This is a genomic window from Cohnella sp. GCM10027633 (genome assembly GCF_042675445.1).
Lineage (GTDB): Bacteria > Bacillota > Bacilli > Paenibacillales > Paenibacillaceae > Cohnella.
The window spans coordinates 317896-340813 of sequence record NZ_JBHTGV010000004.1; the positions used below are offsets into that span (position 1 = coordinate 317896).

At 62.6% G+C, this 22918-nt stretch carries 17 protein-coding genes; 2 read left to right on the plus strand and 15 right to left on the minus strand.

Going from position 1 to position 22918, the window contains the following annotated elements:
- Positions 1–184 precede the first annotated feature (184 nt).
- From ACFQZG_RS12855 to ACFQZG_RS12865, 3 genes are read right to left on the minus strand one after another with little or no spacing between them, the layout of a single operon-like run.
- Positions 185–790 carry a carbohydrate-binding family 9-like protein gene (locus ACFQZG_RS12855; RefSeq protein WP_378153043.1) on the minus strand — a complete coding sequence of 202 codons (606 nt, stop codon included), beginning with the start codon at positions 788–790 and terminating at the stop codon, positions 185–187.
- A gap of 1 nt (position 791) precedes the next feature.
- A complete protein-coding gene (locus ACFQZG_RS12860; protein WP_378153045.1) occupies positions 792–1811 on the minus strand; it encodes a Gfo/Idh/MocA family protein in 1020 nt (339 codons plus the stop codon).
- Entirely contained in the window at positions 1811–2656 is an 846-nt protein-coding gene (locus tag ACFQZG_RS12865) for a sugar phosphate isomerase/epimerase family protein (protein WP_378153046.1), read from the minus strand. The genes ACFQZG_RS12860 and ACFQZG_RS12865 overlap by 1 nt, the downstream gene beginning before the upstream one ends.
- Before the next feature lie 146 nt (positions 2657–2802).
- Here ACFQZG_RS12865 and ACFQZG_RS12870 point away from each other — a divergent pair, with 146 nt between their 5' ends.
- Positions 2803–3708 carry an AraC family transcriptional regulator gene (locus tag ACFQZG_RS12870; RefSeq protein ID WP_378153048.1) on the plus strand — a complete coding sequence of 302 codons (906 nt, stop codon included), beginning with the start codon at positions 2803–2805 and terminating at the stop codon, positions 3706–3708.
- Positions 3709–3742: 34 nt separating this feature from the next.
- Here the strand turns inward: ACFQZG_RS12870 and ACFQZG_RS12875 are convergent, their stop codons facing one another.
- From ACFQZG_RS12875 to ACFQZG_RS12905, 7 genes are all read right to left on the minus strand, one after another.
- Positions 3743–4279, minus strand: a complete 537-nt coding sequence (locus ACFQZG_RS12875) for a DoxX family protein (protein WP_378153050.1) — start codon at positions 4277–4279, stop codon at positions 3743–3745.
- A 283-nt stretch (positions 4280–4562) separates the two neighbouring features.
- The gene (locus ACFQZG_RS12880; RefSeq protein WP_378153052.1) at positions 4563–5240 is read right to left on the minus strand and encodes an SGNH/GDSL hydrolase family protein; all 678 of its coding nucleotides are present in this window, start codon (positions 5238–5240) and stop codon (positions 4563–4565) included.
- A gap of 273 nt (positions 5241–5513) precedes the next feature.
- A complete protein-coding gene (locus ACFQZG_RS12885) occupies positions 5514–6650 on the minus strand; it encodes an acyltransferase domain-containing protein (protein ID WP_378153054.1) in 1137 nt (378 codons plus the stop codon).
- Positions 6651–6764: 114 nt separating this feature from the next.
- Positions 6765–8144, minus strand: coding sequence for a hypothetical protein (locus tag ACFQZG_RS12890; RefSeq protein ID WP_378153056.1), 1380 nt, complete (start codon positions 8142–8144; stop codon positions 6765–6767).
- 166 nt (positions 8145–8310) lie between these two features.
- Positions 8311–9432, minus strand: coding sequence for a PAS domain-containing sensor histidine kinase (locus ACFQZG_RS12895; RefSeq protein ID WP_378153058.1), 1122 nt, complete (start codon positions 9430–9432; stop codon positions 8311–8313).
- Positions 9425–10078, minus strand: coding sequence for a response regulator transcription factor (locus ACFQZG_RS12900; RefSeq protein WP_378153060.1), 654 nt, complete (start codon positions 10076–10078; stop codon positions 9425–9427). The genes ACFQZG_RS12895 and ACFQZG_RS12900 overlap by 8 nt, the downstream gene beginning before the upstream one ends.
- A 39-nt stretch (positions 10079–10117) precedes the next feature.
- Complete coding sequence (locus ACFQZG_RS12905; protein WP_378153062.1) at positions 10118–10600, minus strand: GAF domain-containing protein; 483 nt, start codon at positions 10598–10600, stop codon at positions 10118–10120.
- A 345-nt stretch (positions 10601–10945) separates the two neighbouring features.
- Between ACFQZG_RS12905 and ACFQZG_RS12910 the strand changes: the two genes are divergently transcribed.
- The gene (locus tag ACFQZG_RS12910) at positions 10946–11707 is read left to right on the plus strand and encodes a Crp/Fnr family transcriptional regulator (protein WP_378153064.1); all 762 of its coding nucleotides are present in this window, start codon (positions 10946–10948) and stop codon (positions 11705–11707) included.
- Positions 11708–12019: 312 nt separating this feature from the next.
- On the opposite strand, the gene ACFQZG_RS12915 is transcribed toward ACFQZG_RS12910, so the two are convergent.
- From ACFQZG_RS12915 to ACFQZG_RS12935, 5 genes are all read right to left on the minus strand, one after another.
- On the minus strand, positions 12020–13591 hold the full coding sequence (locus ACFQZG_RS12915; RefSeq protein WP_378153066.1) for an S-layer homology domain-containing protein: 1572 nt from the start codon (positions 13589–13591) through the stop codon (positions 12020–12022).
- A 20-nt stretch (positions 13592–13611) separates the two neighbouring features.
- Positions 13612–18129, minus strand: a complete 4518-nt coding sequence (locus tag ACFQZG_RS12920; protein ID WP_378153068.1) for a sugar-binding protein — start codon at positions 18127–18129, stop codon at positions 13612–13614.
- Between the two features lie 257 nt (positions 18130–18386).
- Positions 18387–21230, minus strand: coding sequence for an alpha-L-rhamnosidase-related protein (locus tag ACFQZG_RS12925; RefSeq protein ID WP_378153070.1), 2844 nt, complete (start codon positions 21228–21230; stop codon positions 18387–18389).
- Positions 21220–22026 (minus strand): sugar phosphate isomerase/epimerase family protein, encoded by an 807-nt coding sequence (locus tag ACFQZG_RS12930; RefSeq protein WP_378153072.1) that lies wholly within the window; start codon positions 22024–22026, stop codon positions 21220–21222. The genes ACFQZG_RS12925 and ACFQZG_RS12930 overlap by 11 nt, the downstream gene beginning before the upstream one ends.
- Entirely contained in the window at positions 22026–22913 is an 888-nt protein-coding gene (locus ACFQZG_RS12935) for a carbohydrate ABC transporter permease (RefSeq protein ID WP_378153074.1), read from the minus strand. The genes ACFQZG_RS12930 and ACFQZG_RS12935 overlap by 1 nt, the downstream gene beginning before the upstream one ends.
- Positions 22914–22918 lie beyond the last annotated feature (5 nt).

Here is a 22918-nt window from a genome sequence, read left to right on the forward strand (position 1 = left end):
CGAATTCTCCTCCTGCGCTATATTTGCGCCAAACGTTATCATTAACGCCATTATACCGAATTCGCCGCTCGGCTACAATATCGGCCGCATCTTTGCCGCGAACGGCGCCAACGCCGAACGGGGCTGTCCCCCGATCGGTAATCCGACCGAACGAACAGCCCCTGCGGAAACGCCTGCATGCATGCTACTCTATGACGAACAGCAGCTCGCCGAACTTGCCCGGCATATGGAAATTGACTTTCCCCGTCGGCGACCAAGCGGAGTATTGCCTAACTCCGCTCCGATCCTCGTCGATCCGGTACGCGTTCCATCTCCAAGCCGTGCCGCCGGAAGGCGCGCGACGGAAGTTCTCGAACGGAATGCGCAGCTCCGCGAAGCGCGCGCCCGCGCCCGACGCTCCCGCGGACGTCTCGATTCCGACCGCGTCCCAGTCCGTGTCCGCGCGAATGCTGCCTTCCGCGTAATACGTCACCTCGGCATCGAACAGCACGTTGGCCGGACTGACCTCGAACTCGAGATACGTCCTGCCTTCGCCCGTCTCGTCGAGGAACACCTCCACGACGTCCTCTTCGTAGAGAGGGTCGTCGCGGCGCCCCATCGTCGATACGACATGATCGTCCTCGCAATCGAAGCGAATATGCAGCGCCCGATCGGTCCAGCACGCTTTGACCTTCGTCGCCAAGCGCGGCGCTGCTCCGGTCACCGTATCCGCCAGCCCGATCGGCTCGATCCGCGCCCAAGGCAAGCGTTCCGCATCTTCCGCGTAGACGCAGCGATAAGCGTACGCCATCTTAAGCGAGCTCCACCCAAGCGCCGCCTTCGTCCGCCGAGCGCAGCTCCGCGCCGACGATCGCGATCGTGCCGCGCGTATCGCGGCCCGCCGCCGTGACGATCGGCTTGCCCGCAGCGAGTTGCTCGACGAAGTGCTTCAGCTGGAAGTAGTATCCCATGTCCGCCGACAGTTCGGCAACGTAACCCGCTCCCTCGTTCGGATTCACCTTCACGGCGCCGTCCTTGAATACGATGTTGCCCTTCTCGAAGTTAACGCGGTAAGTCATGTCGAAGCCGAAGTCTCCTTGCAGCGTCCAGTCGCACTGCGCGTTCACGACTTGTCCGTCCGCGAAGCGGTAGTGCGCGGACACGAGATCGTAGCCGCTGCCGGCCACGACGTTGCGGCCGATCGCGGATACCGCCTGCGGCATGCCGAACAGCCAGTACACCATGTCCGCGTCGTGGACGTGCATGTCCATGAGCGCGCCGCCGCTCTTGTCCTTCTGCAGTAGCCAAGGACCCCACGTCGGCGTCGCGCCGCCGCGGAAGAAGTACGCGTTCGTCACCGCGCCGAAGTCGCCGTTGTCGATCGCTTCCTTCAGGAGAACGTAAGCCGGCCAGAACCGGAGGCATTGGCCGATCATGAGCTGCTTGCCGTTCGCCTCGGCGGCCGCGATCATGTTGTCGCATGATTCCGCCGTCAGCGCCATCGGCTTCTCGCACAGCACGTGCAAGCCGTGGTTCAGGCATTGCACGGCGATCTGTTCGTGCAGGAACGTCGGCAACGTAATGTCGACCGCGTCCAGTTGCTCGCCCGCGAGCATGTCCGCCACGCTCGTATACTTATTGAAGCGGCCGAAGTCGATCGCGCCCGCGACCGTCTCGATGTTGCCGGCCGACGCGGGGCCTTGCAGCTTCGCCGGATCCATGTCGCACAGCGCGACGACTTGAATCTCTTGACCTTCTTGCTCGAGCCGCAAGTAATTTTCCAAGTGCGTGTTGCCCATGAACCCGAGTCCGATCAATCCGATGCGCAGCATTAAGCTTTCCTCCCCAAGATGGCGTCCATCGCGCCCGACGTGTTGTATACGATCTGCTTCGGTTGCTGCTTATAGCCCGGAATCATCTCGGCGACGACGTAACCGTCGTATCCGATGCCGTTCAGGGCGGCGACGACCGCGGCGTAATCGACGTCTCCCGCCAGCAGGTCGACGAAGCCGTGCAAGCCGCCCGCGTCTCTGCGGTAATCCTTGAAGTGAACCTTCTTGATGCGGTTGCCGAGGATCGGAATCCAATGTTCGGGATATCCGGAATAGATGACGTTGCCGACGTCGAAGTACGCGCCGACGTAGTCGGATCCGATCGCGTCGATGAAGCCGCGCATCTCGAGCGGGGACAGCAGGAACTTGTTCCAGACGTTCTCGATGCCGATGTTGACGCGCTGCGCCTCAGCTTCCGACTTCAACTGCGACAACGCCTCGAGGGCATAATCGTACGCGCGATCGTAAGGCACGACCTCGGAGCCGGGAATGAAGTCGACGCCGACCGCGCCGGGAACGACGAGAATCGTGTCCACGCCGAGCACGGACGCCGATTCAAGCTGCTTCTTGACGATGTCGCGCGCTTTGGCGCGAACGGAAGCGTCCGAGCTCGTCAGCGAATAATCCCAATAGAGGCCGCTCGCGAGGCTCGTCAGTTCGATGCCCGCTTCCTCCGCCGTCTTGCGGATCTCGAGCAGGTCGCGCTCCGTGCAGTCGAGCCCCAGCTCGCCTTCGAGTCCGAGCGCAGGTTCGATGCCTTCGAAGCCCGCGTCCTTCGCGAGCGCGATCGCGTCCGCCAGCTTCATGCCGCCCGGGAACGACCAAATATTGATACCCTTCTTCATTCCTCGCTCAACTCCTATCGCTATGATAGTGTTGATTATAGACGACGTTCGTCCGAACCATCTTTAGCAATTCAGCCGATAGATTTGCACGCTTGGCGAAACCGCTTCTCAATTGCTACAATCTTAGATGACAAGGAGGCGGCGGCATGCAATTCGTCAGGACGGCGTTCGAGGACTCGCTTAAGGTCGACAAGCTGATCTCGTTCCACTATTTCGAATACGCCAACGGCTTCGTGTTCGAAGGGGAACGGCACGACTTCTGGGAGCTGCTCTACGTGGACCGGGGAAGCGTGGAAGTGCGCGCGGACGACCGGACGTACGAGCTGAAGCAAGGCCATATGATCTTCCATAAGCCGGACGAATTCCATACGGTGCAGGTCAAGCCCCATCACAAGCCTCCGCATCTGATCGTTCTCTCGTTCGAATGCGATTCTCCAGGCATGGACGCGCTGAAGGAACTCGTGCTGACGCTGAGCGACGCGGACCGTCAATGGCTGTCGCACGCCGTGCAGGAAGGGTTCCGCGCGTTCTCGCCTCCGTTCGACGATCCGTCCGAGCACCGGCTCGTCCGCAGTCCGGACGCCCCGTTCGGGAGCGAGCAGCTGATGCGGTCCTATCTCGAGATTCTGCTCATCTCGCTCGTCCGGTACGCGTCAGCCGCCGAGCCGGACAAGCCTTCGGCCAAGCTGTCGACCGGCTTCAAGGCGAACTTCGAGCAGGAGCTGTGCGACCGCATCGTCGCCTATCTCCGGGAGCATCTGTCGGAGCCGCTCTCGCTCGAGAAGCTCGGGGCGCAATTCCACGTCGGCAAAAGCCGGCTCAAGCAAATTTTCCACGACCGGTTCCGCTGCGGCATCATGGAATACTACCGCTCGCTCAGGCTCGAAGAGGCGAAGACGCTTATCCGCGAGCACAAATACAACCTGACCGAGATTTCGGCCAGGCTGGGATACGCGAGCATTCATTATTTTTCCCGGGACTTCAAGAAGAACGCGGGCATGTCGCCCTCCGAATACGCCAAGACGGTCAAAATGAAAAGCGGGCTATCCTAGATCTCTCCGGGATGCCCGCTTCTTCGTTATCCGATTATTGCGCCGTCAGCTTCGTCTTCGCGCCCGGGTCGCCCGGCTTGCGCCATACGATCGCCCAGCCTTTGCGAAGCAGCGGCATCAAGTAGAAGTCGAGACCGTAGCGTCCGGCGTTCGCGCCGGCGACGAGGACGATCGTGCCGAGCAGCAGCAGCCAAGGGTTCGTGCTTACGGTGCCGGCGAACAGGAACAGGAAGTTGAGCATCAGGCCGAAGAACGCGGCCGCGACGGTCAGTCCCCCGACGATGAGTCCGACGCCGATCAGGAACTCGCCGAGCGGGATCAGGAAGTTGATCAGCTTCACGTTCGGCAGCGCGAAGTGCTCGAGGAAGTTCGTGTACGTCGGGTAGATCGCCTCGTTCGTCGCGCGGTCGATGACCGGCTTGCCGACCGCGTTGTTCAGGAACCCGCCTGCGTCGAAGCCGTCCGCCAGCTTATGCCAGCCCGCGTCGATCCACTGCCACCCCACGTATATTCTCAATAACGTAACCGCAATAGCCGCCCATACGTTCTCTCTCCACCATCTCATGACCATAATGGCCATCTCCCTTCGGGATTTCGGTTGTCTGATCTTTACAAACTCAGTATGAGGCCAACCGAAGCAAAAGAATGTGAAGAACGTCACATGTTCACCAAAAGGGCACAATCGCCGATACGATTACGATTACCTTAAGCCGCAAGTTTGTTTGGATCAAAGATCCCGATGTTCGACGGGTCGAGCATTGGAAGAAATAACGAGTCGTTGCTCTATAAACAAGCGGGAAGATCCCACGGGTCATCTTATAATGACTTACGGAATCGCCCCTTCTTTGGATCGCCTATCTCGGCGACGATACGCCGCCCAAGTTTCGCAGGAACGGGATCATCGTCCGCGCGATCCGTTCGTAACCGGCATCGTTCGGATGCAAGCCATCGAGCGTGTATACGCGTAGATTCAATTGCGTAATACCGGACGTTCGATAGGCGTCGTATACCGGAATGGCATACATGGCGCCGACGCGGGCGATTGCGTCGGCATAATCGACCAACCGATGCCCGGCAGCGTTGACGTAATTCACGTCGTACGGCGCGTTGCCCCGTTGCAGCGGCGTAAACAGCGCGATCCGCCGCGTCGGCTCCACGGTCAGCATATGCTCGATCGCGCTTCTCAGCGCGCCATAAAACGTGCAATCGTCGAACGAGATATCTCCGGTCGCCCCCAGCTCACCAATCGGGACGTTCAGCCGAAAATCGTTCGTCCCTCCCGCGATGACGACAAGATCCGCATCGTTATCTGTGTCGCGGATTATCGAGCAAATGCCTTCGCCCCTGTCCGTTCCGTTCGCCATCGGCCTGCCGCCGATCGCATGCGTGTCAATCCTCCCGAAGCCGAGCTGCTCCTTGGCGTACGTCTGATATCCGCGCGCCGCTTGCGCCCCCTCATCGTAAGCGCATCCGTCTTGCCTGGAGATGCTGTCTCCGTGCCATGCGCACGTCGCGCCTTGCCAATCCCCCATCGCTTGTCCCTCCTGCGTCTATCGAACGTTCGCTTAGATGCCGTTCGAACAATATAGTTCCATCTTAAACGGTCGCGCGCAACAACTCCAGAACGACGCGGCCAGGAGCTCCGGCGAATAGGGACGTTCGCCCGGGTTTTCGCCGACGGCATCGCTACAGGTCGACTGACGTAGCGCCTCCCGGCGATCTTAGCGCCCTTCTCTGATCGTGCCTATATTCGTTGAGAAGCGCCGATCGTTCGATCGTTCGCCGGGAGATTACCCTTCCCTCCGCTACTCTCGATCCGCAAGCCTGATCCCGCCGCCGCCGCGCATACGTCCCCCCGTCTCCATATGCCCGACGATCGCCCGGCGCAGCCCCGTGCTCCGGTCTGCCGTCGCGGTATCGATCGAATCCGTTCCGAACGTCCGGGAGAGCGTCTCCCGATCGTCCGACATGACCGGGAACAAGCGGAACAGGCGCTGGAACACCGATATATTCGAGTTCGCGGGCAGAATATCCGAGAGCTGCGGATCTAGCAGCCACGATACGCAGACGAATCCGCGAACTTGCTTCTCCGGGAACCTGTCGCGGAAGAACGCCAAAGCGCGTTCGAAGGCGTCCTCGCACGCTTCCGGCCGCAGCGGCTCTCCTTCCGGAATATGCACGTCAAGCACGGGATCGCCGCGGCGTATCGCGCCGCCCCAGACCGCCTTCGATAGACGGATGACCGTTCGGGAAGCGAGGCCGGACATGTCGATCGGATTGCCTTCGAACGCTTCTTCTGTCTCGCGGAAGGACGCAGTCCAGCCTTGCTCCGGGTCGAGCCGGCCGTTCGAGCCTTCGACGTGACCTTCTCCCGAGTATCGTATGCCAGGCTCCGAGAGCAACGCGACCGCCGCGCTATCCGATTCTCGAAGCGCCGCGACGGCCGAGTAGAACGGCTTATGTATGAATTGCAATCGCCCAATTCGGAATAGCCTGCAACCGAAATGATTCAGCAACCATTCGACGTTGTCCAACCCCCACGCGCCATGAGCCGCCCGATAGTGCTTCATCCAGATCGTCAAATCGCCCATCGTCTCAACCAGGACTGACTCGGCGATGCCTCGCGCGCGATAGAAGTCTCGCGTCCAATCGAGCGTGCCGAGCAGCATCAGGACGGGGAACATGCCCGCCCTCTCCCCCATCTCGGATCGAAGCTTCGCGGCGTGTTCCGTCGCGAAGCGAGGCCAGCCTTCGGTCTCCGCCTCGAAAGCGGCGACGTCTTCCTGCCGCACGCCGCAGATCACGCATTGCCGGAGCAACGCTCGCAAGCTCTCGTTCCGATGCGCGATCTCGCATGCTTCGCGAAGCTCCGCCAACGCGTCAGCAGGCAGTCGCAGCAGCCGTTCGGCTTTCGTTAAGTTTATTTTCGGTAGAAACTCCATTATGATTGCCCCTTTGCCTCCCATCGTCCTAGGACTAGAATATTGCAGGCTCGATCGACCGCTTCACGAGCAGTGACATCCCCGCGATGACCGGCACCTGCATTTCCGCGCCAACTATCTCCCCGCCTTCTCCTCCAGGAACGACAACCGGAAAATTTGGCGAGGCCGTCCCTTAGGCACCTTCTCCACGCCCGCGACCGTAACGAGGCTGTTGTCGATCCATTGCAGCAGCAAACGGTGCGTGCTGCGAACCGTGATGTCGAGCAAGGCGGCCAGCTCGTGCACCATGAAGTCGATCTTGCCGGTTCTTGCCGTGTGAGCCATCAGCTTGCTGACATACTCCGCGGTCATGCCTGCCGCTTCCGCCCGACGCAGCAGCGATTCGTCCGTCAGCGACAAGACGAGCTCCAGCGGATCCGACATCGCGAGCGGGCCGATCAGCATCCGGTCCTCGCGCACGATGAAGCACGAGTCCCCGCCAGCGTCCTTCGAACGGCGCAACGCGATTCTGGCGTGCGTCCCCGCTTCGTTGGCCGACCGGCCGAAGCCGATGCCGATGCTTAGCGACAGACCGAACTTCTGGTGCGCGTGCTTGCCCAGCGGAATCGACTTGTAGCCGCCGGTCTCCCGCTCGAAAATACCGCGAGTCGTAAAGAACAAATATTCGTCGCCTCCGAGGTGCGTCAAATATCCGTCGAGCGATTCGACGTAATCGAGCAGCACCCGGTGAATGTCCAGCTTGAACTTCTGGGTCTCGTGCTCGGACGCGTGGTGCCGGATATGCTTCTCGAAGTGGTCGACGTTCAGCAGTCCGACGACGATCTGCGCTTCCTTGCTCTGCCTCGTCTCGGTCGAGAGCAGCGCCCTCTCCAACGCCACGACGATGTTCTGATCCGTCGGGATAATCCATTCGCACGGTATTCCCTGCTCGGCCAGCGCTTGCGCGACGGAGCCTTCGGCCGTCAGCGCGGCTTCGCACGCCCCCGTCTCGAACTGGCGGCGATGGTACGCAATCAACGCGTCCCGCGATGGGTACGCGAGCCCTTCGTAATGGACGGCCTCGATGCGCGTCTCGTTAATGTCCTTCAGCAGCTTGTCCGCCGTCTTCTTGCCCACCGTATCGATGGACACCCGCAGCTTCCGCTCCGGACCGACCGCGTTCCGCAAGCGCGACAGCGCGCGATAGAAGCTCGTGTCCGTCAGCGGTATGTGTTGGAGCGCGATCTTGAGCTCCGTCTCCTCGCGGATTTTCCGGTACGGCACCGGTCCCGATACGAGCAGCACTTCGGCTTCGCCCGCGATTTCGGCGGCGAGCGACGGCGCCTCCGCCTCGTCCGTATATCCCCTCGCGATCGGCCGGAACGAAGGGAACGACTGCATCACCTTCAGAATCCGCTTGACCAGCTCCTTCGGGCCGATCACTCCGATCGATATGCCTTTCTCGTCGCTTGCTCTCGTTCCGGCTCCTGCGCCTGTTTCAGCGATTTCAATCATCCGAGTACCCTCCGTTGACTTCGAGACGCTGTCCGTGACAAGTCTTTTAATCACTATACCACAAATGCCCGTTCTCCGGCCCCCTTACGAATCCGCGCGCGACAGCCCATAAAAAAATAGAGCGCTGCCGGTTCCGCCCGGCAACGCCCTCTCTAACCGGCAGCGATTACGGCTGCGCGTCCTTCGGCACCTTCAACGAGACCTTCGTCCCTTGTCCCGGCGTCGAATCGATCCGCAGCTCGCCCGAGACGGCGCGCGCGCGTTCTTCCATGCTGAACAAGCCGACGCCCCGACCCGCCCGCTCGCGCGAGAAGCCTCGGCCGGCATCCGACACGGCAACCTCGAGGTACGCGCCGCGATCGGCCAGCGTCACCGACGCTTCCGACGCTTCCGCGTACTTGCCCGCGTTCGTCAGCGCCTCTTGGACGACGCGGTAGATCGTCGTCTCGACGAGCAGCGGCGGCCGTTTGCGAAGATCGCAATCGAAGCGCACCCGTATGCCGTAATGCCGCTCGAAGTTCTCGATATACGTGCGAAGCGCCGGTACGACGCCGAGATCGTCGAGCACGGACGGCCGAAGCTCCCACGCGAGTCCGCGCACCTCGGACATCAACTGCGCGACCTCTTTGCCCAGTTGCTCCAGGCCCGCGTCCTTGCCGTCGGACAGCATGCGGTCGATCGATATTTTCAGAGAGAACAAGCTCTGGCCGATGCCGTCGTGCAAATCCCGGGAGAATCGCCGCCGCTCTTCCTCCTGAATGTGCATCATCTGCGTCATCATCGACTGCAGTTGCGCTTCCGTCTCCTTCAGGCGGGTAACCTCGTGGCGGATGGCCAAATATTGATACGGCCTTCCCTCCTCGTCCACGAACGGGACGATCGTCGTATCGACCCAATAGTAGCCGCCGTGCTTCGCCCGGTTGCGGATCTCGCCTCTCCAGACGCGGCCCGAAGAGATCGTCGCCCACAGCTCTCGCATGAACGCCTTGCCGTGCTGCGCCGAGTTGACGATCCGGTGATCGTATCCGATGAGCTCTTCCCGGGTGTAACCCGATATCTCGCAAAACTTGTCGTTCACGTACTGGATCGTTCCCTTGCGGTCGGTAACCGCGACGATCGAAGCTTCGTCCAGCGCGAACTTGACGTCGGACAGCTGCTTGAGCGAGCGCTGCAGCAGCTCCCGGAACGCCGGATCGGGAATTTGCGACTCCAATTGGGCGACCAGCGTATCGACGTACTCGGCGATGTTGTCCGACGGATACCGCTCGCGTCCGGTCGTCTCACTCAAAGTTAAGCAACCCCTTCTTCATCGCGAATTTGACGAGATCGGGCCTCGTCTTCAGGTCGAGCTTCTCCATGAGATTGCTCTTGTGCGTTTCCACCGTCTTGACGCTGATGACGAGCTGCTCGGCGATCTCCTTGTTGGCGTAACCTTGCGCGACCTTCGCCAGTATCTCCTTCTCCCGCTCCGACAACGACTCGTACGTGCCGGCATGCTCGCCGCGCTTCATCCGGTCCATGTAATCGCCCATCAGCCGCTTCGTCGCGGTCGGGTACAAGTAAGCATCCCCCGCCGCGATATGGCGAATCGCCGTCAGCAGCTCCTCGTGCGGCGCGCTCTTGAGAATATAACCCGAAGCGCCCGCGTGGATCGCCCGGAACAGATAGCCTTCGTCGTCGTGCATCGTCAAGACGAGCACCGCCGTATCCGGCAGCAGCTTCTTCAGCTCGCCCGTCGCCGTCAGCCCGTCTTTGCCGTGCGGCATGCTTAGATCCATCAACACGACGTCCGGCCGCAGCTCCGCCGCCTTCGCGATCGCTTCGTCCCCGTCCGCCGCTTCCCCGACGACCTCGAAGCCGTGCTTGCCGTTCAGCAGCATGTGAAGTCCCGACCGGACGACCGCGTGGTCGTCCACTACCATGATGCGCACCATTCGCCCGCGCCTCCTCGCCCTAATCCGTTCCTATGCCCACTATTCTACCATATCGCCTTGCGGCGTCGCGGATTCCGCTTGCCTTCCGGCCAGCAACTCCCCGATCCGCTCCGCCGCGGCCGCGACGACGGCTCGTTCCTCCGTGCGGTAGATGCGCCTGCGCCGGTCGCCGGCTATCAGCACGCCGACGACGTCACGTCCGACGACGATCGGCACCGCGAAGGCGGAGCGCAAGCTTTCCGCGAGCAGAATCGGGTATTCGTGAATCCGGCGCGCGGCGAGCAGATCCGTCAACTGCATCGACATCGCCCGGCCGACCTTGACGACCGAGCCCGACATTCCTCCGCCGAGCCGCTCCGCGATCGAGAGGAACCGCTCGTTCCCGTTGCCGAACGCCAGCCGCCACTTCAATTCGCGATCCGCTCCCTCGAGCAGTCCTAGCGCGCAGAAGTCGCAGTAGATCGCGCCGGCGAGCCGGCTTAACGCCTCCCGCGCGGAAGCTTCCCATCCCTCGTTCACCATCGTTATCGCACCTTCCCAGACCGTACGTTGCATCTGCTATCAGTGTAGCGGAACAAGGAGGCGAAGTAAGTCGGGGAATCCCCTGATTTTCCGGTCGGGGAATGTACTGAATCGCGTCTCGGGTGTGAGATTGCTCACAGGCAAGCATAGACGGCTACCGCCGTCCTTCAGGGAAGGCGGCATAACGTTTATGTCGGAGATGATTCAGGACAAGTATCGAAATCTGATACTTTCTGAAGCATAAAATAGGGGTTTCCCCCCTCCATTATCAGGAAGCTCCCCGATAACGCGACGTCTCCGCCGGCTGTACAATGAACGCATAAGCTCATGAAGGGGTTGGCGAACATGGCAACGATCCATGCGTTGGCGGCACAAGTATACGAAGGAATTCTCGAACGGAAGGCGGCGAACGCGAAGGGCATCGCGAGCTTCCTGACCGAAGCGCAGTTCGGGAAGCTGGAGGCGCTCATGTCGCCAAAGCGCGCGAAGGACGGCAATTGCTTGTTCTGGGAAGGCGAGCCCGCGAACCGCTTGATCTATATTCGCTCGGGCAAAGTCATGCTGCGGAAAACGACCGAGGACGGCAAAAGCTTGATCCTGACCGTGCTGCAGGCGGGCGACCTGCTCGGCGAGTTCGGACACGGCGACGCCGTTCACGGCTACGACGCGGAAGTCGTGGATCATGCCGAGCTCGGGATGATCGCGCGCGCCGACCTCGAGGCGCTGCTCGCCCGCAACGGCGACATGGCGATTCCCTTCATGAATTGGATGTCGCTGAACCACCGCGTAACCGAATCGAAGCTTCGCGACCTGCTTCTGTTCGGCAAGCCCGGCGCGCTCGCATCGACGCTCATCCGGCTGTCGAATTCGTACGGCGTCGCCTGCGCGGACGGCATCCGGATCAGCCTGAAGCTGACCAACTCGGAGCTCGCCGACTTCATCGGGACGACCCGCGAGAGCGTGAACCGGATGCTGAACGCGATGAAGGAAGAAGGCACGATCGATATGCACGCGGGCCGCATCGTCGTCCGCCGTCTCGATACCCTCCGGAAAATATGCGGTTGCCCCGGGTGCCCGGCTTGCCCGAACGAAGTGTGCCGGATCTGACGATAGGGGGGGGACTCTCGCATTCCGCGCCGCTCTAACGGCACGAGAGGACGCTAATCTCCCAATACTCGCAGCCAACGCGACAATAGCGGTATGCGAGGCCGCTATTCTCCCAATACTCGCAGCCAACGCGACAATAGCGGCACGAGAGGACGCAATTCTCCCCATACTCGCAGCCTACGCGACAATAGCGGCACGAGAGGTCGCTAATCTCCCAATACTCGGAGCCAACGCGACATTAGCGGTACGAGAGGACGCTAAAAGGCGTTCCCCGCGTCATGAACCCATGACGTAGGGAACGCCTTTGCCGGTTTACGGCAGCATCAACAACCGATAGATCATGACCGCCGCTTCCGCCCGCGTGCTGTTCGCGCCGGGATTGAACCGCTGCGCCGCGTCGCCCTGGGCGATGCCCGCCCGGTACAGCGCGAGCACGTCGTCCTTCGCGAACTTCGCGACGCGAGCCAGGTCCTTCGGTTCGCCGCTAACCGCGTCGGCTGGCGGCTCGATTCCTGACGCGCGCAACGTCCGCGCGATCATGACCGCCATCTCCTGACGGGTAATCGTCCGCACGCCGCCGAACGTCCCGTCCGGATACCCCGTCGCGATGCCGTTCTTGACTGCGGCCGCCGCCGCTTCCTCGTACCAACTGCCGTCCGGTACGTCGGAGAAGCCGGACGACTTGCCTTCCGCCTTCAGCTCGAACGCTAGCGCGAGCATACGAACGAACTCCGCTCTCGTCACCGCGCGCTGCGGCTCGAACCGCGCTTCGCCTGTGCCGTTCACGACCTTCCTGGCCGCGAGCCCGGCGATCGCGCTCTTCGCCCACGGCGTCGCCGCCACGTCCGCGAAGTCCTCGACGCCGACCGTCGCCGCCGCATAGACGCTGAAGTGCTTCGCGTAGAACGTGACGGCACCGGCAGCTTCGTCGTAATGGCCGTCGCCCACGAGCGTTAAGCTCCCGTCATCGCTGACGTAATAGACGACGATCGTCTCCGGGCGGTCGCCCGCTTCCTTATCGAACGGAATCGTTACGCGTACGGCGCGGTTGCCGTTGAAGTCGCTGACCGGCCGGCCGTCCACGGACAACGTGAACGCGTAAGCCGTCAAGCCCGCGCCCGCGTTCGCCGGACCGATCGTGAACACGACTTCTCCCGCGGCGTCCTTCAAGCCGGGAATCGCGTTCGGCTTGATGCTTACGACGCCGAATTGCGTCTCGATCCGCACCTCCGACAGACGGTCCCGCCATTCCGGCTTGAACAAGTCCGCAGGCAGCTTCAGGCTGACGCTATCGACGCCTTCCGTCTTCGCGACTTCGATCCGCAGCGGCTTCTTGGGCCCGCTCGCGCCCTCGGGCAGCTCATGCTTCGCGGCATCCAAGCTTAACACCGCCGACGCCGTTCGCCCGGACGGCGTCGGCTTCAGCACGACATCCGCATCCGGTGCCTCCGCATTCCCGACGTTACCGGAAGATCCGCCGCCGGAACCCCCGTCAGAACCGCCCGGGTCGCCTCCGCCGGAAGGCGAAGCGTATTCGAATTCAAGCGAGACCGCCGACGATTCCTCGCCCCCTACCTTCGCCTCGTAATCGCCGTAGCCGCCCGCCGGCAAGCGGCAGGAGAACGCGTACGCGCCCTCCGCCCCGCTCGTCGTCTGGTCGACGCAGACGAGCTTGCCCGCCGAGTCGGCGACGAGCAGCGACACTCGCTTGCCCGCGCCGCCGGCATGCGCGCCGGACAGCGTCGCCACGCCCGTGCTCGCTTCGACTTCGGCTTGAAGCGTCAGATTCGCGGCGCCGCCGACCGGATCCGCATAAGCGTTAGACCCTAGCAACAGCAAACCTGCGACGATTAGCAATAATGATAGTTTTGTCATGCGTTTCATGGCTGAGCCCCCTTATCCCGCTAGTCCCGCGCCGGGAATGTCGCGGCGTCGGACAACGGAACCATCGTGTCCATGCCGTCCCATACGAAGGCTTCGATATACAATCCGCTAGTCGACGACGGCAACAAGAAGCCTGCCGACAAAGTCTCGTCCAGCGATCCCCCGACCGTCTTCTCGGCGACGGAGACGTTCAGCACGCGGCCGTTCGCGTCCTTCAAAGCCACGATCAACGCGGCTTGCCGCCCCGTCGCGGTTTCGTTCGAGACGGTGACGGATGCCCGGACGAACGCGTTCGCCGCCAGCCCCGTTACCGCGTTGCCGTTCCAATCGACCAAGTTCACCGCGCCGACGGTCATCGGTTGACCCGGCTCGCCGCCGACCGTGTCCGAAGACAGCGCCAGATCGCCGAACCGCTTCGTGCTCTGCCAGTTGTCGCCGTTACCGGACCACATGAGCTGCGAATCTCTGTCGCCGCCTTCATCGTCGTCGTTGACGCCGATGTCGAAGCCGATGACCGTAGTGTCGCCCGCAGGCTCCGTCACGCCGAAGTTGGACCAAGGTATCGCTAGTTCTACCGCGTAGCCGTCGTCCGTCGTCGCGTAAGCGAACGACGCTCCGGTCAAGCGGTTGCTCTTCTCGAACAGCGTCGCGTCGTTCATGCGGATGGCGAATTGCCGGTCGAACGCGACATCGTACGTATTGGCCTTGTCATGGTTGCCGTCGATGTAGATTTCCACCGAGTCGTCCAAGTGCGCGTAATCGCTGTCCTTGACGATCGAGCCGTCGGTCACCTTGACCGCGACGTACAAGTAGTCCTCGTCCCATAGCGTGCCGAACGCGACGTCGTTGTTCGGCGTTCCGCTGATCGCGATATCGGCGGTGCCGTTCAGCTCCCACATCGATTCGTCCAGCTGCCCGTCGATCGAGACCGCTTCGCCGGCCATTGAAGCCTCCGCCTGCTCGACCGGATCTTCTCCGCCCGTCCCCGGCGTCGGAGGCACGTCGTCGTCCCACCATTGAGGCGTTTCGCGGACGAACTTCATGACCGCCTTGTACTTCGGCGCGTCGTTCGGATTCTGCAGCGCGTCCTCCACGATGCCCCAGCTTCCCCACTTGCTCGGCGCCGCCATGCTCGCGAACACCATCATCTGCCGGCCGCCGATGTTCTTCCAACCGTTCAAGTAACTCTCGTACATCCCGGCCATGCGCGGGTCGCGGTTGACCGCGATCAGCTTGGCCGTCAAGGCGTCGTCGTGGTAATATTCGATGCCGTTATGGTACGTACCGACCATGTGCTGCCCGGCTTCGTACGCGAACGTCGCCACGCCTTTGTCCGCGGCCGCGTCGACGACTTCCTTCGCCTCTTCGAGCGCGAGGTCCACTTCCTCCGGCAAGCCCGCGAAAATCTGGTCGAGCGTCATCGTCTTCGTCTGTTCGGCGCGTTCGCCGCCGTAGACATGTCCGAAGTACGGCGCGATGGCAATCGCGTCCGCGACTTCGTAGACGTCCTCGTGCTCGAGCAGGATGTCCGTCATGTACCGGCCGCCCACGTGGAAGCCGCCGAGCACGTTCATGACGCGGTCCGGATCGTCCGCGAACACGTCGGCCCAGATTTCGAAAATCTTTTTCGCCCGGTGGGCGTGGAACTGGTACGAGATCTCCATGTTGTTGCCGGTATAGCCGAGCTTCTGGCCTTCCGTGACCGCGTATTGGTGCGCCGCGAAGCTGCTGTTCCACGTCTCGTTCGACCATTCGACGTACGGCTTCAGCTCCGGATCGAGATTCGCCTTGACGTATTCGGCGAACGCCCGGACGTACGCGTCGTCCGCCTTCGTCGGCATGTTGAACCAAGGATCCGCGTGAAGCGTGTTCGCCAGCTCCACCATGTATTCGATCGCGACGCCCTTGGAAGAAGATTGGCGATAATAGTCCGGCGTCGCCCGGGTCGCCCAGGAGACGTTCGCCGAATCGTTCGTCCGCTGGAAGTCCATGAAGCGCAGCGAGTTGAATCCGCTCCACAGGCGCAGGAATTCCGGCGTGAACGGCTCATCCTCGTAATTGTCCTCGTACTCCGGCAGCATGACGCGGATGTTGCGGATATAGTCGGCGGGATTCGTCTCCGCGATGTTTAGCTTGACGCCAGCGCCCGGGGTTACATGGATGACGATGCGCCCCGGCTCCTCGCTCACGACCTGCCCGCCCCACTCGAAGCTCAGCTCGCCTTCCCCATCGTAGAGGACGACGTAATCGGCTTCCTCGTAGAAGTCGCCGACGAGCAGCAGCGCGTAAGCGGTCTGGCCGGCGCCGAGCGACTTGACCCAGCCGTTCTCGTCCAAGTCCAGTCCCGGATCGGCCGCGTCGTTGTTCCAGCCCCTCGCGCTCTTGAACACGTCCTTGAACGGCTGCTGCGTGCCCCAGTCGGCGACGCCGGACAGGTTCATTCCGAGCGGAGAGTTCTCGTTGGACGCGAAGTCGGCCGTCCGGAATTCAACGACGACGCTCTCGTCCGACAACAGTCCCGATACGTCCTTCACCTTCAACGTCACCCGGTACGTCGTCATCGGCTCCAGGCCGCCGAGCGAATACGACATCGAAGGTTCCGCCGAAGCGTCCGCCGGCACGACAGCGATTGGATCCGCTCCGCCTTCCTCATACACGAGATATTCCGCGATGCCGCGGTTATCCGTCGATTTCGTCCACGTCAGCGTCGCCCCCGTGTCCGTGACGTCGGAAGCGCCGGGCGCCGTCGGCGCGGTCGGAGCTTCCTCGTCCGGCGTCAGCGTGCGAACGTCTACGCCCGCGCTCGCGGCGGACCGATTGCCGCCGAAGTCTTCGGCGACGACCGTGAACGTATACGGCGTATCCGGCGTCAGCCCCGTCAACGTCGCCGAAGCGGTGCCCGGGAAGTAACCGATCGAGTCGACGTATACTTCTCCGGCCTCGCCGGCGGTCGCGATCTGAAGCGATGCGCGCGGACTCGGAGGATTGCCGTTCAAGGCGACGCTGAGCGGGAACCATTTCCCCTTCGGATAGGTGCCCTCGAACTTGCCGTTCCAAGACCAACCTTCGCCGAACAGATGTAACCCGAACAGCGTAACGTTCGTCGTCTCCGGCACGTACACCCACGCCGTCAGCGTGCCGCCGGCCTCTTGAATGCCGCTCGGGGAATTGAATCCGACTTGGAACGACCTCTCGTCCTTGTCGCCGGTCGCCGGATCGTCGGTCATCGGAAGGAACGCGACCTTCGCAGCGCCCGCGCCCGCTTGCTTGCGGTCCGTGACGCGCGTCACCGTCGCCTTGCTCGCGTCGCCGTCCACGACGCCGAAGCCTTGCAGCGCGGCGTCGAAGTCGGCGATGACGCTGGCGGCCGGAGCGTCGACGGTCAAGATCGGCTCGTCCCCGCCGTCCGCGTAGATATGATAGGCCGCGACGCCTTCGTTATCCGTAGACGACGTCCAGCCGAGCGCGACGCTCCGGTCGGCGATCGCGCCGGCGGTCGGCGTACCCGGCGCCGCCGGCGGCGTCGTATCCGAGCTCGCCTCGCCGAACGGGATCGTCGCCGGCTCGGAGACGTTGCCGGCTTCGTCCTTCGCGACGACCTTCGCCGTATGGACGCCGCGCGAGAATCCGCCGATCGTCGCTTCCGTGCCCGTCACGGTCGTCGACGGTGCGGCAGCGGCGTCGACGTAGACCGCGTAGCTCACGGATCCGACGTCGTCGTCGGCCTTGTCCCAACGGACGGTAACCGAATCCTCCGACTGCGCCGCGATCTCAAGGTTCGCCGGCGGCTGCGGAGGCGTAACGTCGCTCGCCAGCGCCGCGATCTCGGCGCCGCTCAGCTCGCGCTTGTAGAACCGCATGTCGTCGATCGCGCCGCGGAACGGCGCCCATCCGCCCAAGCTCCCGAGATGGAAGTTGGAAGAGATCGTCGCGGTCAGGCCGCTCTGCTCGGCGGACTTGACGCCGTCGACGTAGATTTCCGCCGTGCCGTCGTCCAACGTGACGGCGATATGATGCCAATCTCCCACGGAAATCGTACCTGCCGCCGTCTCAACGGAGCCGCCCGTGAAGCTGGCCGTTACTCCGTTCGCGTCGTTCACGCGGACATGCCAGCCGGACATCCCGACGATGCCGTTCCAGTCGCTGCCCTGATCCACTCTCACCGTCGCCGTGAATGTAAGCGCTTGCGAATCGTTAATCGCCGTCATCTTCGTCGTATTCGCGTAGAACACCTTGCCCGCGCCGTCGAACAGCGCCGCCTTCGAGCCGTACTTGCCGTCGACCGTCTGCGGCACGGCGCCCGACCCCGAAGGATCCGTCGTGCTCGTCGTTTCGGTCAGGTTCGCCGTCATGCCGTATTCGCTGATCTGCTCGAACGGCCAGTGGGCGACCAAGTCGGCGTCGCCGTTTAAGTTGAGCGGAACGTCCGCGGCATAGGCGGTTCCCCCTCCGTATCCCGTGCCCGCGGCGCCGAACGCCTGGGGCAACGCCAGCCCGAGCGCCAACGCCACGATTCCCGCTTGTTTCCTCATGCGCATGTCATCTTCCTCCCTTATGGTTACGTCAACCGCATCCATGCGCGACGATCGTGCCTGTACGCCGCGCTCGACTTGAGTGTACTACCGCCCGCCGGCGCCGGGAGTCGAATTTGGTCTCGTCGCGGGAGAGAGATGTTGATCTTCCGGCGCCGACCTGACAATCGTCGGGCGGGAGGCTACGGAATTCCTCATCCGGCGCTTCGGCCATCGTACGAAAATCCGCCCTCGGCGTCGCGACGCGACCCGGGGCGGATTCGTTAACCGACGATCCGGGCGGCCATTCCTTCGGGTACCCGAACATAGTCGAATACCCGCCGCCCTTCTTCGTCCGTATGCCATTTCACTTCAATCAAGCCGCGCGGGTGCGGCACCGCTCCTTCCGCCGCCGTCACGTCGTCCGCCTGCACGCGGATGACGACCTCGCCGGCGTCCCCTTCCCGCAGCCGAACGCCCAGCACGTGCCTGGACAGGAAGTACGTCGGACAAGCCGACCATGCGTGGCATAAGCTTTGGTTCAGATCGTAATATTCCGGCGCTTGCGTCAAGCCTTGCTGCAGGAACCATCCCCAGCCTTGCCGCATCATGCGCTCCGCGACGTCTGTCAATCCGAGCTCGTACAAGCCTTCGAAAATATAGAAGGAGAAGCTCGGCGAAACGTACACGCCGTCCTCCGGGCCGTAGCCGTTGACGAACACCGAACGCAGCGCGCGACGGACGTGCCGCCTGGCGGGCTCCTCCTGCTCCGGCGTCAAGACGCCAGCTCTGGCCGCGAACAGGCTGGCGTGCGCGGAGTGCGTGCCTCGCGCCAACGTATCCGCATAGCAGCCCCGCCCCTCGTCCCAAAACGCGTCCCGGATCGATCGTTCCAATACGCCGATCCGGCGCCGCAGCTCGCTCTCGTCGGCCGTTCGCCCGATCGCGTCGGCCAGCGCGGCCGCCCGCCTCAGCGCGATCAGGTACGTGCAGCTGAACACGCAGTGGACGCCCGTATTGTCCATGTACCCCGGCACGATCGCGAGATCTCCGTGGAAGCCGCCGTAGTGCGCCTTGATTCCCCGTTTCTTGTCCCAATCCGCGTCCAGCAGCAGATCGCCGCGTTCGTCGGCGAGCTCGTGGAACCACGCCAAGTTGCGCAAGATCGGCTCCCAGTACCGGGAGATCAGTTCCTTGTCGCCGGTATGCGCGTAGTACGTTTCGAAGCCTTCGAGGGCGTTCAAGGCGAAGTCAGCGATCGTGTAGTCTCCCTCGTTCGGATAGACGGCCCTGAACTTGCCCGTCTCGTCCGGAGACTGGCCGATAAGCTCCAGGCTGCGCCGCATGAGCGCGCGATCGCCGAACGCGGCGAGATTCGTATGGTACTGGATGACCGTATCGCGTATATATTGGCCGCGCTCCCGCGTGACGCAGTCCGTATAGGCGTCTTCCATGTTCGTCGCCTGCGTGCGGACGCCCATCTCCCAGATCCGCTCGAGCAGCGGGTCCGAGCAACGGAACGAGCCGAGCCTCGTCGTCGGATAACTGGCCGACTTCAGCTCGATTCGCTTCAGCGTCACGTCGCCGCGCGCGCCGCGAACGGTCAGTTGCAAGTAGCGGAAGCCTTTGGGCTGCGCCAGTCGCCAGTCGAGCGTCCCGCGCCGCTCGTCTCCCGTCGCGCGGTCGCCGAGACCGTACCAATGATAGTGGCGAATATGCTTGCCGTCTTCGTTCAGATGCTCGCCGTACGTCATGTCGATCGCGGCTCCGCCCGCGCCTTCCCACACCGTCCGCGGGTAGACGAGCCGCGTCGCTCCCAAGTCCAAGAGCAGCGAGAAGCCATGGGGATAATCCGCGAGCCGGAACGTTCGCGGCGACTCGAGGTCCTCCGCGCCGATCGTTTCGAAAGGCTCGCCGTAGCCGTCCCAACCGGAGCTCATCGTCGGGCTCCAGCCGGTCTCGCCTTGTCCGACGTCGATCCATCCGCCGGCTTCGGCAAGCTCGTCATAGGGCGCGTACGGGAGCGGCTTGCCGCCCAGCAGCGCTTCGTACCGCTCCGGCGTCAGCGCCGGAGAGCGTCGGAACATCGCGTCCGAGCCGTCCGCCTCCTTCGCAGAATTCGCAGCATTCGCCGATAGGTGGTAGCCTCCGTCGGCCGGCAGCGCCAAGTAATGATGAATCGCGTCCTGCAGCGCTTCGATTCGCGCGAAGTAGTGGTTCCAGCCCCGGCGCAGCGCGAATCTCCGGTTCATTCTCATGCTCTTGTCGTTCGAATGGACGCCTCCGTCGACCGGCACTCCGTTGATCCAGACGGATTGGTAATGGACGCCGGCGGTCACGATGCGATCCTCCGGCGAGTAGATCCACGTCATGACCGCCATATACGGACTCAGCCGCTCCGGTTCGTGAATCTCTCGAACGTGCGGCATCTCGACGCTGAACGAATAGACTCGCTCCGCGGCGGCGAGCGGAAGTACCTGCAGCACACGCTCGACGGCTACCGGCTCTCCGGACGGATAAGGAATCGAGCGCGGCTCCGGCGGCCCCCAAGCCGACGAATCGGCCAACGGTTCGGCAAGCGGCCATGCGGCATCGTCATACGCCGACTCCGTCCATGCCGGATCGTCCAACCGCTGGTCGTAACGGTCGGCCGCCTTCAGGAACAAGCTCGCCTTGGCCGCGTACCGGTGTGCCTCCGCGCGAGTCGCCTTCCACGCCGCCATGCCGGTCGCGAGCGCGACCCTCTCGCCGTCGCCGCCCGCGATTTCTCCCCAAGCGACGAACCCGGCTTGCGAACGGATCGTCATGAACGTCTTGTGGCCGACGTAGTTCGCTTGTACGGCGATCGCGTTCCGTCCGGGGACGAGGAGCGCGCCGATATCGTGCGTGTCATACGTCGGATGCTTCGGGTCGAATCTGGCCGGACCGGTCCCGACATATTCGCCGTTGACGTACAATTGGTACGTCGTGTCGGCGAACAGATGCAATGTCGCTCGCGCAGGCACGCCCGTTATATCGAACGTCAACCGGAATCTCCCGTACAGATCGCGCCCCTTCCCCTCGCGATCGTACCAGACAGCTTGGGCCGGCCAATCGCCGCCGATCGGTCCGCCGTTCTCATGCTTCAAGTCTTCGATCCCCTTTCCGCAGCCAGCCGGCTTCCTTCAAGTTCAAGTACGCCGCTTGGGCGGTTTCCATCGGCGTCAGATTGCGGAGCCGGTCTTGTTCGACCGTCATCCACTCGATGCCGCCGATGTCGTAGGCAGCCTTCAGCGACCGATCTAGAGGGACGATCCCCGTGCCGAGCACGGTCCAGTCGCCCGCCGGATCCATCGTGCGTACGTCCTTCAGATGCAAGCCTTTCACCCGCGCGCCCAGCTTCGTCAGCTCCGCCGCGGGATCCGCGCCCGCTATCGTAATCCATCCGATATCGAGCCGGAAGGATAGCGCCTCCGGATCGGTATGGCTCGCCATCCAATCCAAGGCGCGGATCCCTTCGAACCGGTTCTCGAATTCGTGCGCGTGCGGGTGGTAGCATAACCGAAGCCCTTCCCGGGCCAGACGCCTGCCCGCGGCATCGAACAGCTCGGCGTCCCGCAGCGTCTCCTCCTTGGAGGAGCAGGGCGCCCACCAGACGGTCACGTGCGACGTCCGAAGCGCGAGCGCCTCCCGCGCGACCTCGTCGAGTTCCGATGCCAGCCGTTCGCGGCTCGCGGAATGGGTCGCGACGGCCAGCCCCAGCTCGTTGAATCGCCGGACGTTCGCCGCGACATCCCCCTCCGGCAGCCCGTCGGGCGCCTCGACGCCCTCGTAGCCGATGTCCGCCAATTGCCGCATCGTTCCCCAGAAGTCCTTCTTCGCTTCCTCCGTCACGATTCCGATCAACCCGAGCTTCGGCCGCTCCGGCCATGCTTCTCGGCGCATTATTCCTTCACCGAGCCGAGCGTGATCCCGGTAATGAAGTAACGTTGCAGGAACGGATAGATGACCATGATCGGGAACATGGAGACGAAGATTTTGGCCGCGCCGAGCGTCTTGTCGGACACGCTCGCCAGCTGCTTCACGTCTTCCACGGATTGTATGAGCGTCGGGTCGATACGGACGACGAGCTGCTGCATGTACGTCTGGAGCGGAGCGTCTTCGACGGTGCGCATGAAGATCATGCCGAGCATGAATTCGTTCCATACGACAACGAGCAGGAACAGCGTCGTCGTCGCCAGCACGGGCATCGCCAGCGGCATGTAGATCCGGAACACCTTGTACCAAGGGCCCGCGCCGTCCATCGATGCGCATTCGTCGAGTTCCTTCGGGATGGTGCGGAAGTAGTTGACGATCAGAATGATGTTGTACACGTTCACGATCATCGGCAGCACGAGCACCCAGAACGAGTTCATCAGGCCGAGCTGCTTCACGATCAAGTAGAACGGAATGAGCCCGCCGTTGAACATCATGACGAACACGAGCACCCACATGTAGACGTTGCGGAGCTTGAATTCCTTATTCGTCCTGGATAGCGGATAAGCCATGAGCAGCGAGATGAGGAAGCTCATCGACGTCGTGACTGCCACCCGCTCCAGCGAGATGCGGAACGTGCGGAAGAACGTCTCGTCTTCGAACAGCTTCGTATAGGCCGCGAACGTGAATTGCTGCGGGAATATCGTGACGAATCCGCCTTCGGCTCTCGCCGGGAGGCTGAACGAGATCGCGAGATTGTGAATGATCGGGAACAGGCACGTGAACGACGCCAGCGCGAGCAGGACGATCAAGGCGATGTCCGCGGCCTTCGTTCCGAACGTAGTGCTTCTTACCATAGCCC

Coding starts and splice junctions, on each gene's coding strand:
- ACFQZG_RS12855 (WP_378153043.1), bottom strand. CDS start 790: ATGGCGTACGCTTATCGCTGCGTCTACGCGGAAGATGCGGAACGCTTG.
- ACFQZG_RS12860 (WP_378153045.1), bottom strand. CDS start 1,811: ATGCTGCGCATCGGATTGATCGGACTCGGGTTCATGGGCAACACGCAC.
- ACFQZG_RS12865 (WP_378153046.1), bottom strand. CDS start 2,656: ATGAAGAAGGGTATCAATATTTGGTCGTTCCCGGGCGGCATGAAGCTG.
- ACFQZG_RS12870 (WP_378153048.1), top strand. CDS start 2,803: ATGCAATTCGTCAGGACGGCGTTCGAGGACTCGCTTAAGGTCGACAAG.
- ACFQZG_RS12875 (WP_378153050.1), bottom strand. CDS start 4,279: ATGGTCATGAGATGGTGGAGAGAGAACGTATGGGCGGCTATTGCGGTT.
- ACFQZG_RS12880 (WP_378153052.1), bottom strand. CDS start 5,240: ATGGGGGATTGGCAAGGCGCGACGTGCGCATGGCACGGAGACAGCATC.
- ACFQZG_RS12885 (WP_378153054.1), bottom strand. CDS start 6,650: ATGGAGTTTCTACCGAAAATAAACTTAACGAAAGCCGAACGGCTGCTG.
- ACFQZG_RS12890 (WP_378153056.1), bottom strand. CDS start 8,144: ATGATTGAAATCGCTGAAACAGGCGCAGGAGCCGGAACGAGAGCAAGC.
- ACFQZG_RS12900 (WP_378153060.1), bottom strand. CDS start 10,078: ATGGTGCGCATCATGGTAGTGGACGACCACGCGGTCGTCCGGTCGGGA.
- ACFQZG_RS12905 (WP_378153062.1), bottom strand. CDS start 10,600: ATGGTGAACGAGGGATGGGAAGCTTCCGCGCGGGAGGCGTTAAGCCGG.
- ACFQZG_RS12910 (WP_378153064.1), top strand. CDS start 10,946: ATGGCAACGATCCATGCGTTGGCGGCACAAGTATACGAAGGAATTCTC.
- ACFQZG_RS12915 (WP_378153066.1), bottom strand. CDS start 13,591: ATGAAACGCATGACAAAACTATCATTATTGCTAATCGTCGCAGGTTTG.
- ACFQZG_RS12920 (WP_378153068.1), bottom strand. CDS start 18,129: ATGCGCATGAGGAAACAAGCGGGAATCGTGGCGTTGGCGCTCGGGCTG.
- ACFQZG_RS12930 (WP_378153072.1), bottom strand. CDS start 22,026: ATGCGCCGAGAAGCATGGCCGGAGCGGCCGAAGCTCGGGTTGATCGGA.
- ACFQZG_RS12935 (WP_378153074.1), bottom strand. CDS start 22,913: ATGGTAAGAAGCACTACGTTCGGAACGAAGGCCGCGGACATCGCCTTG.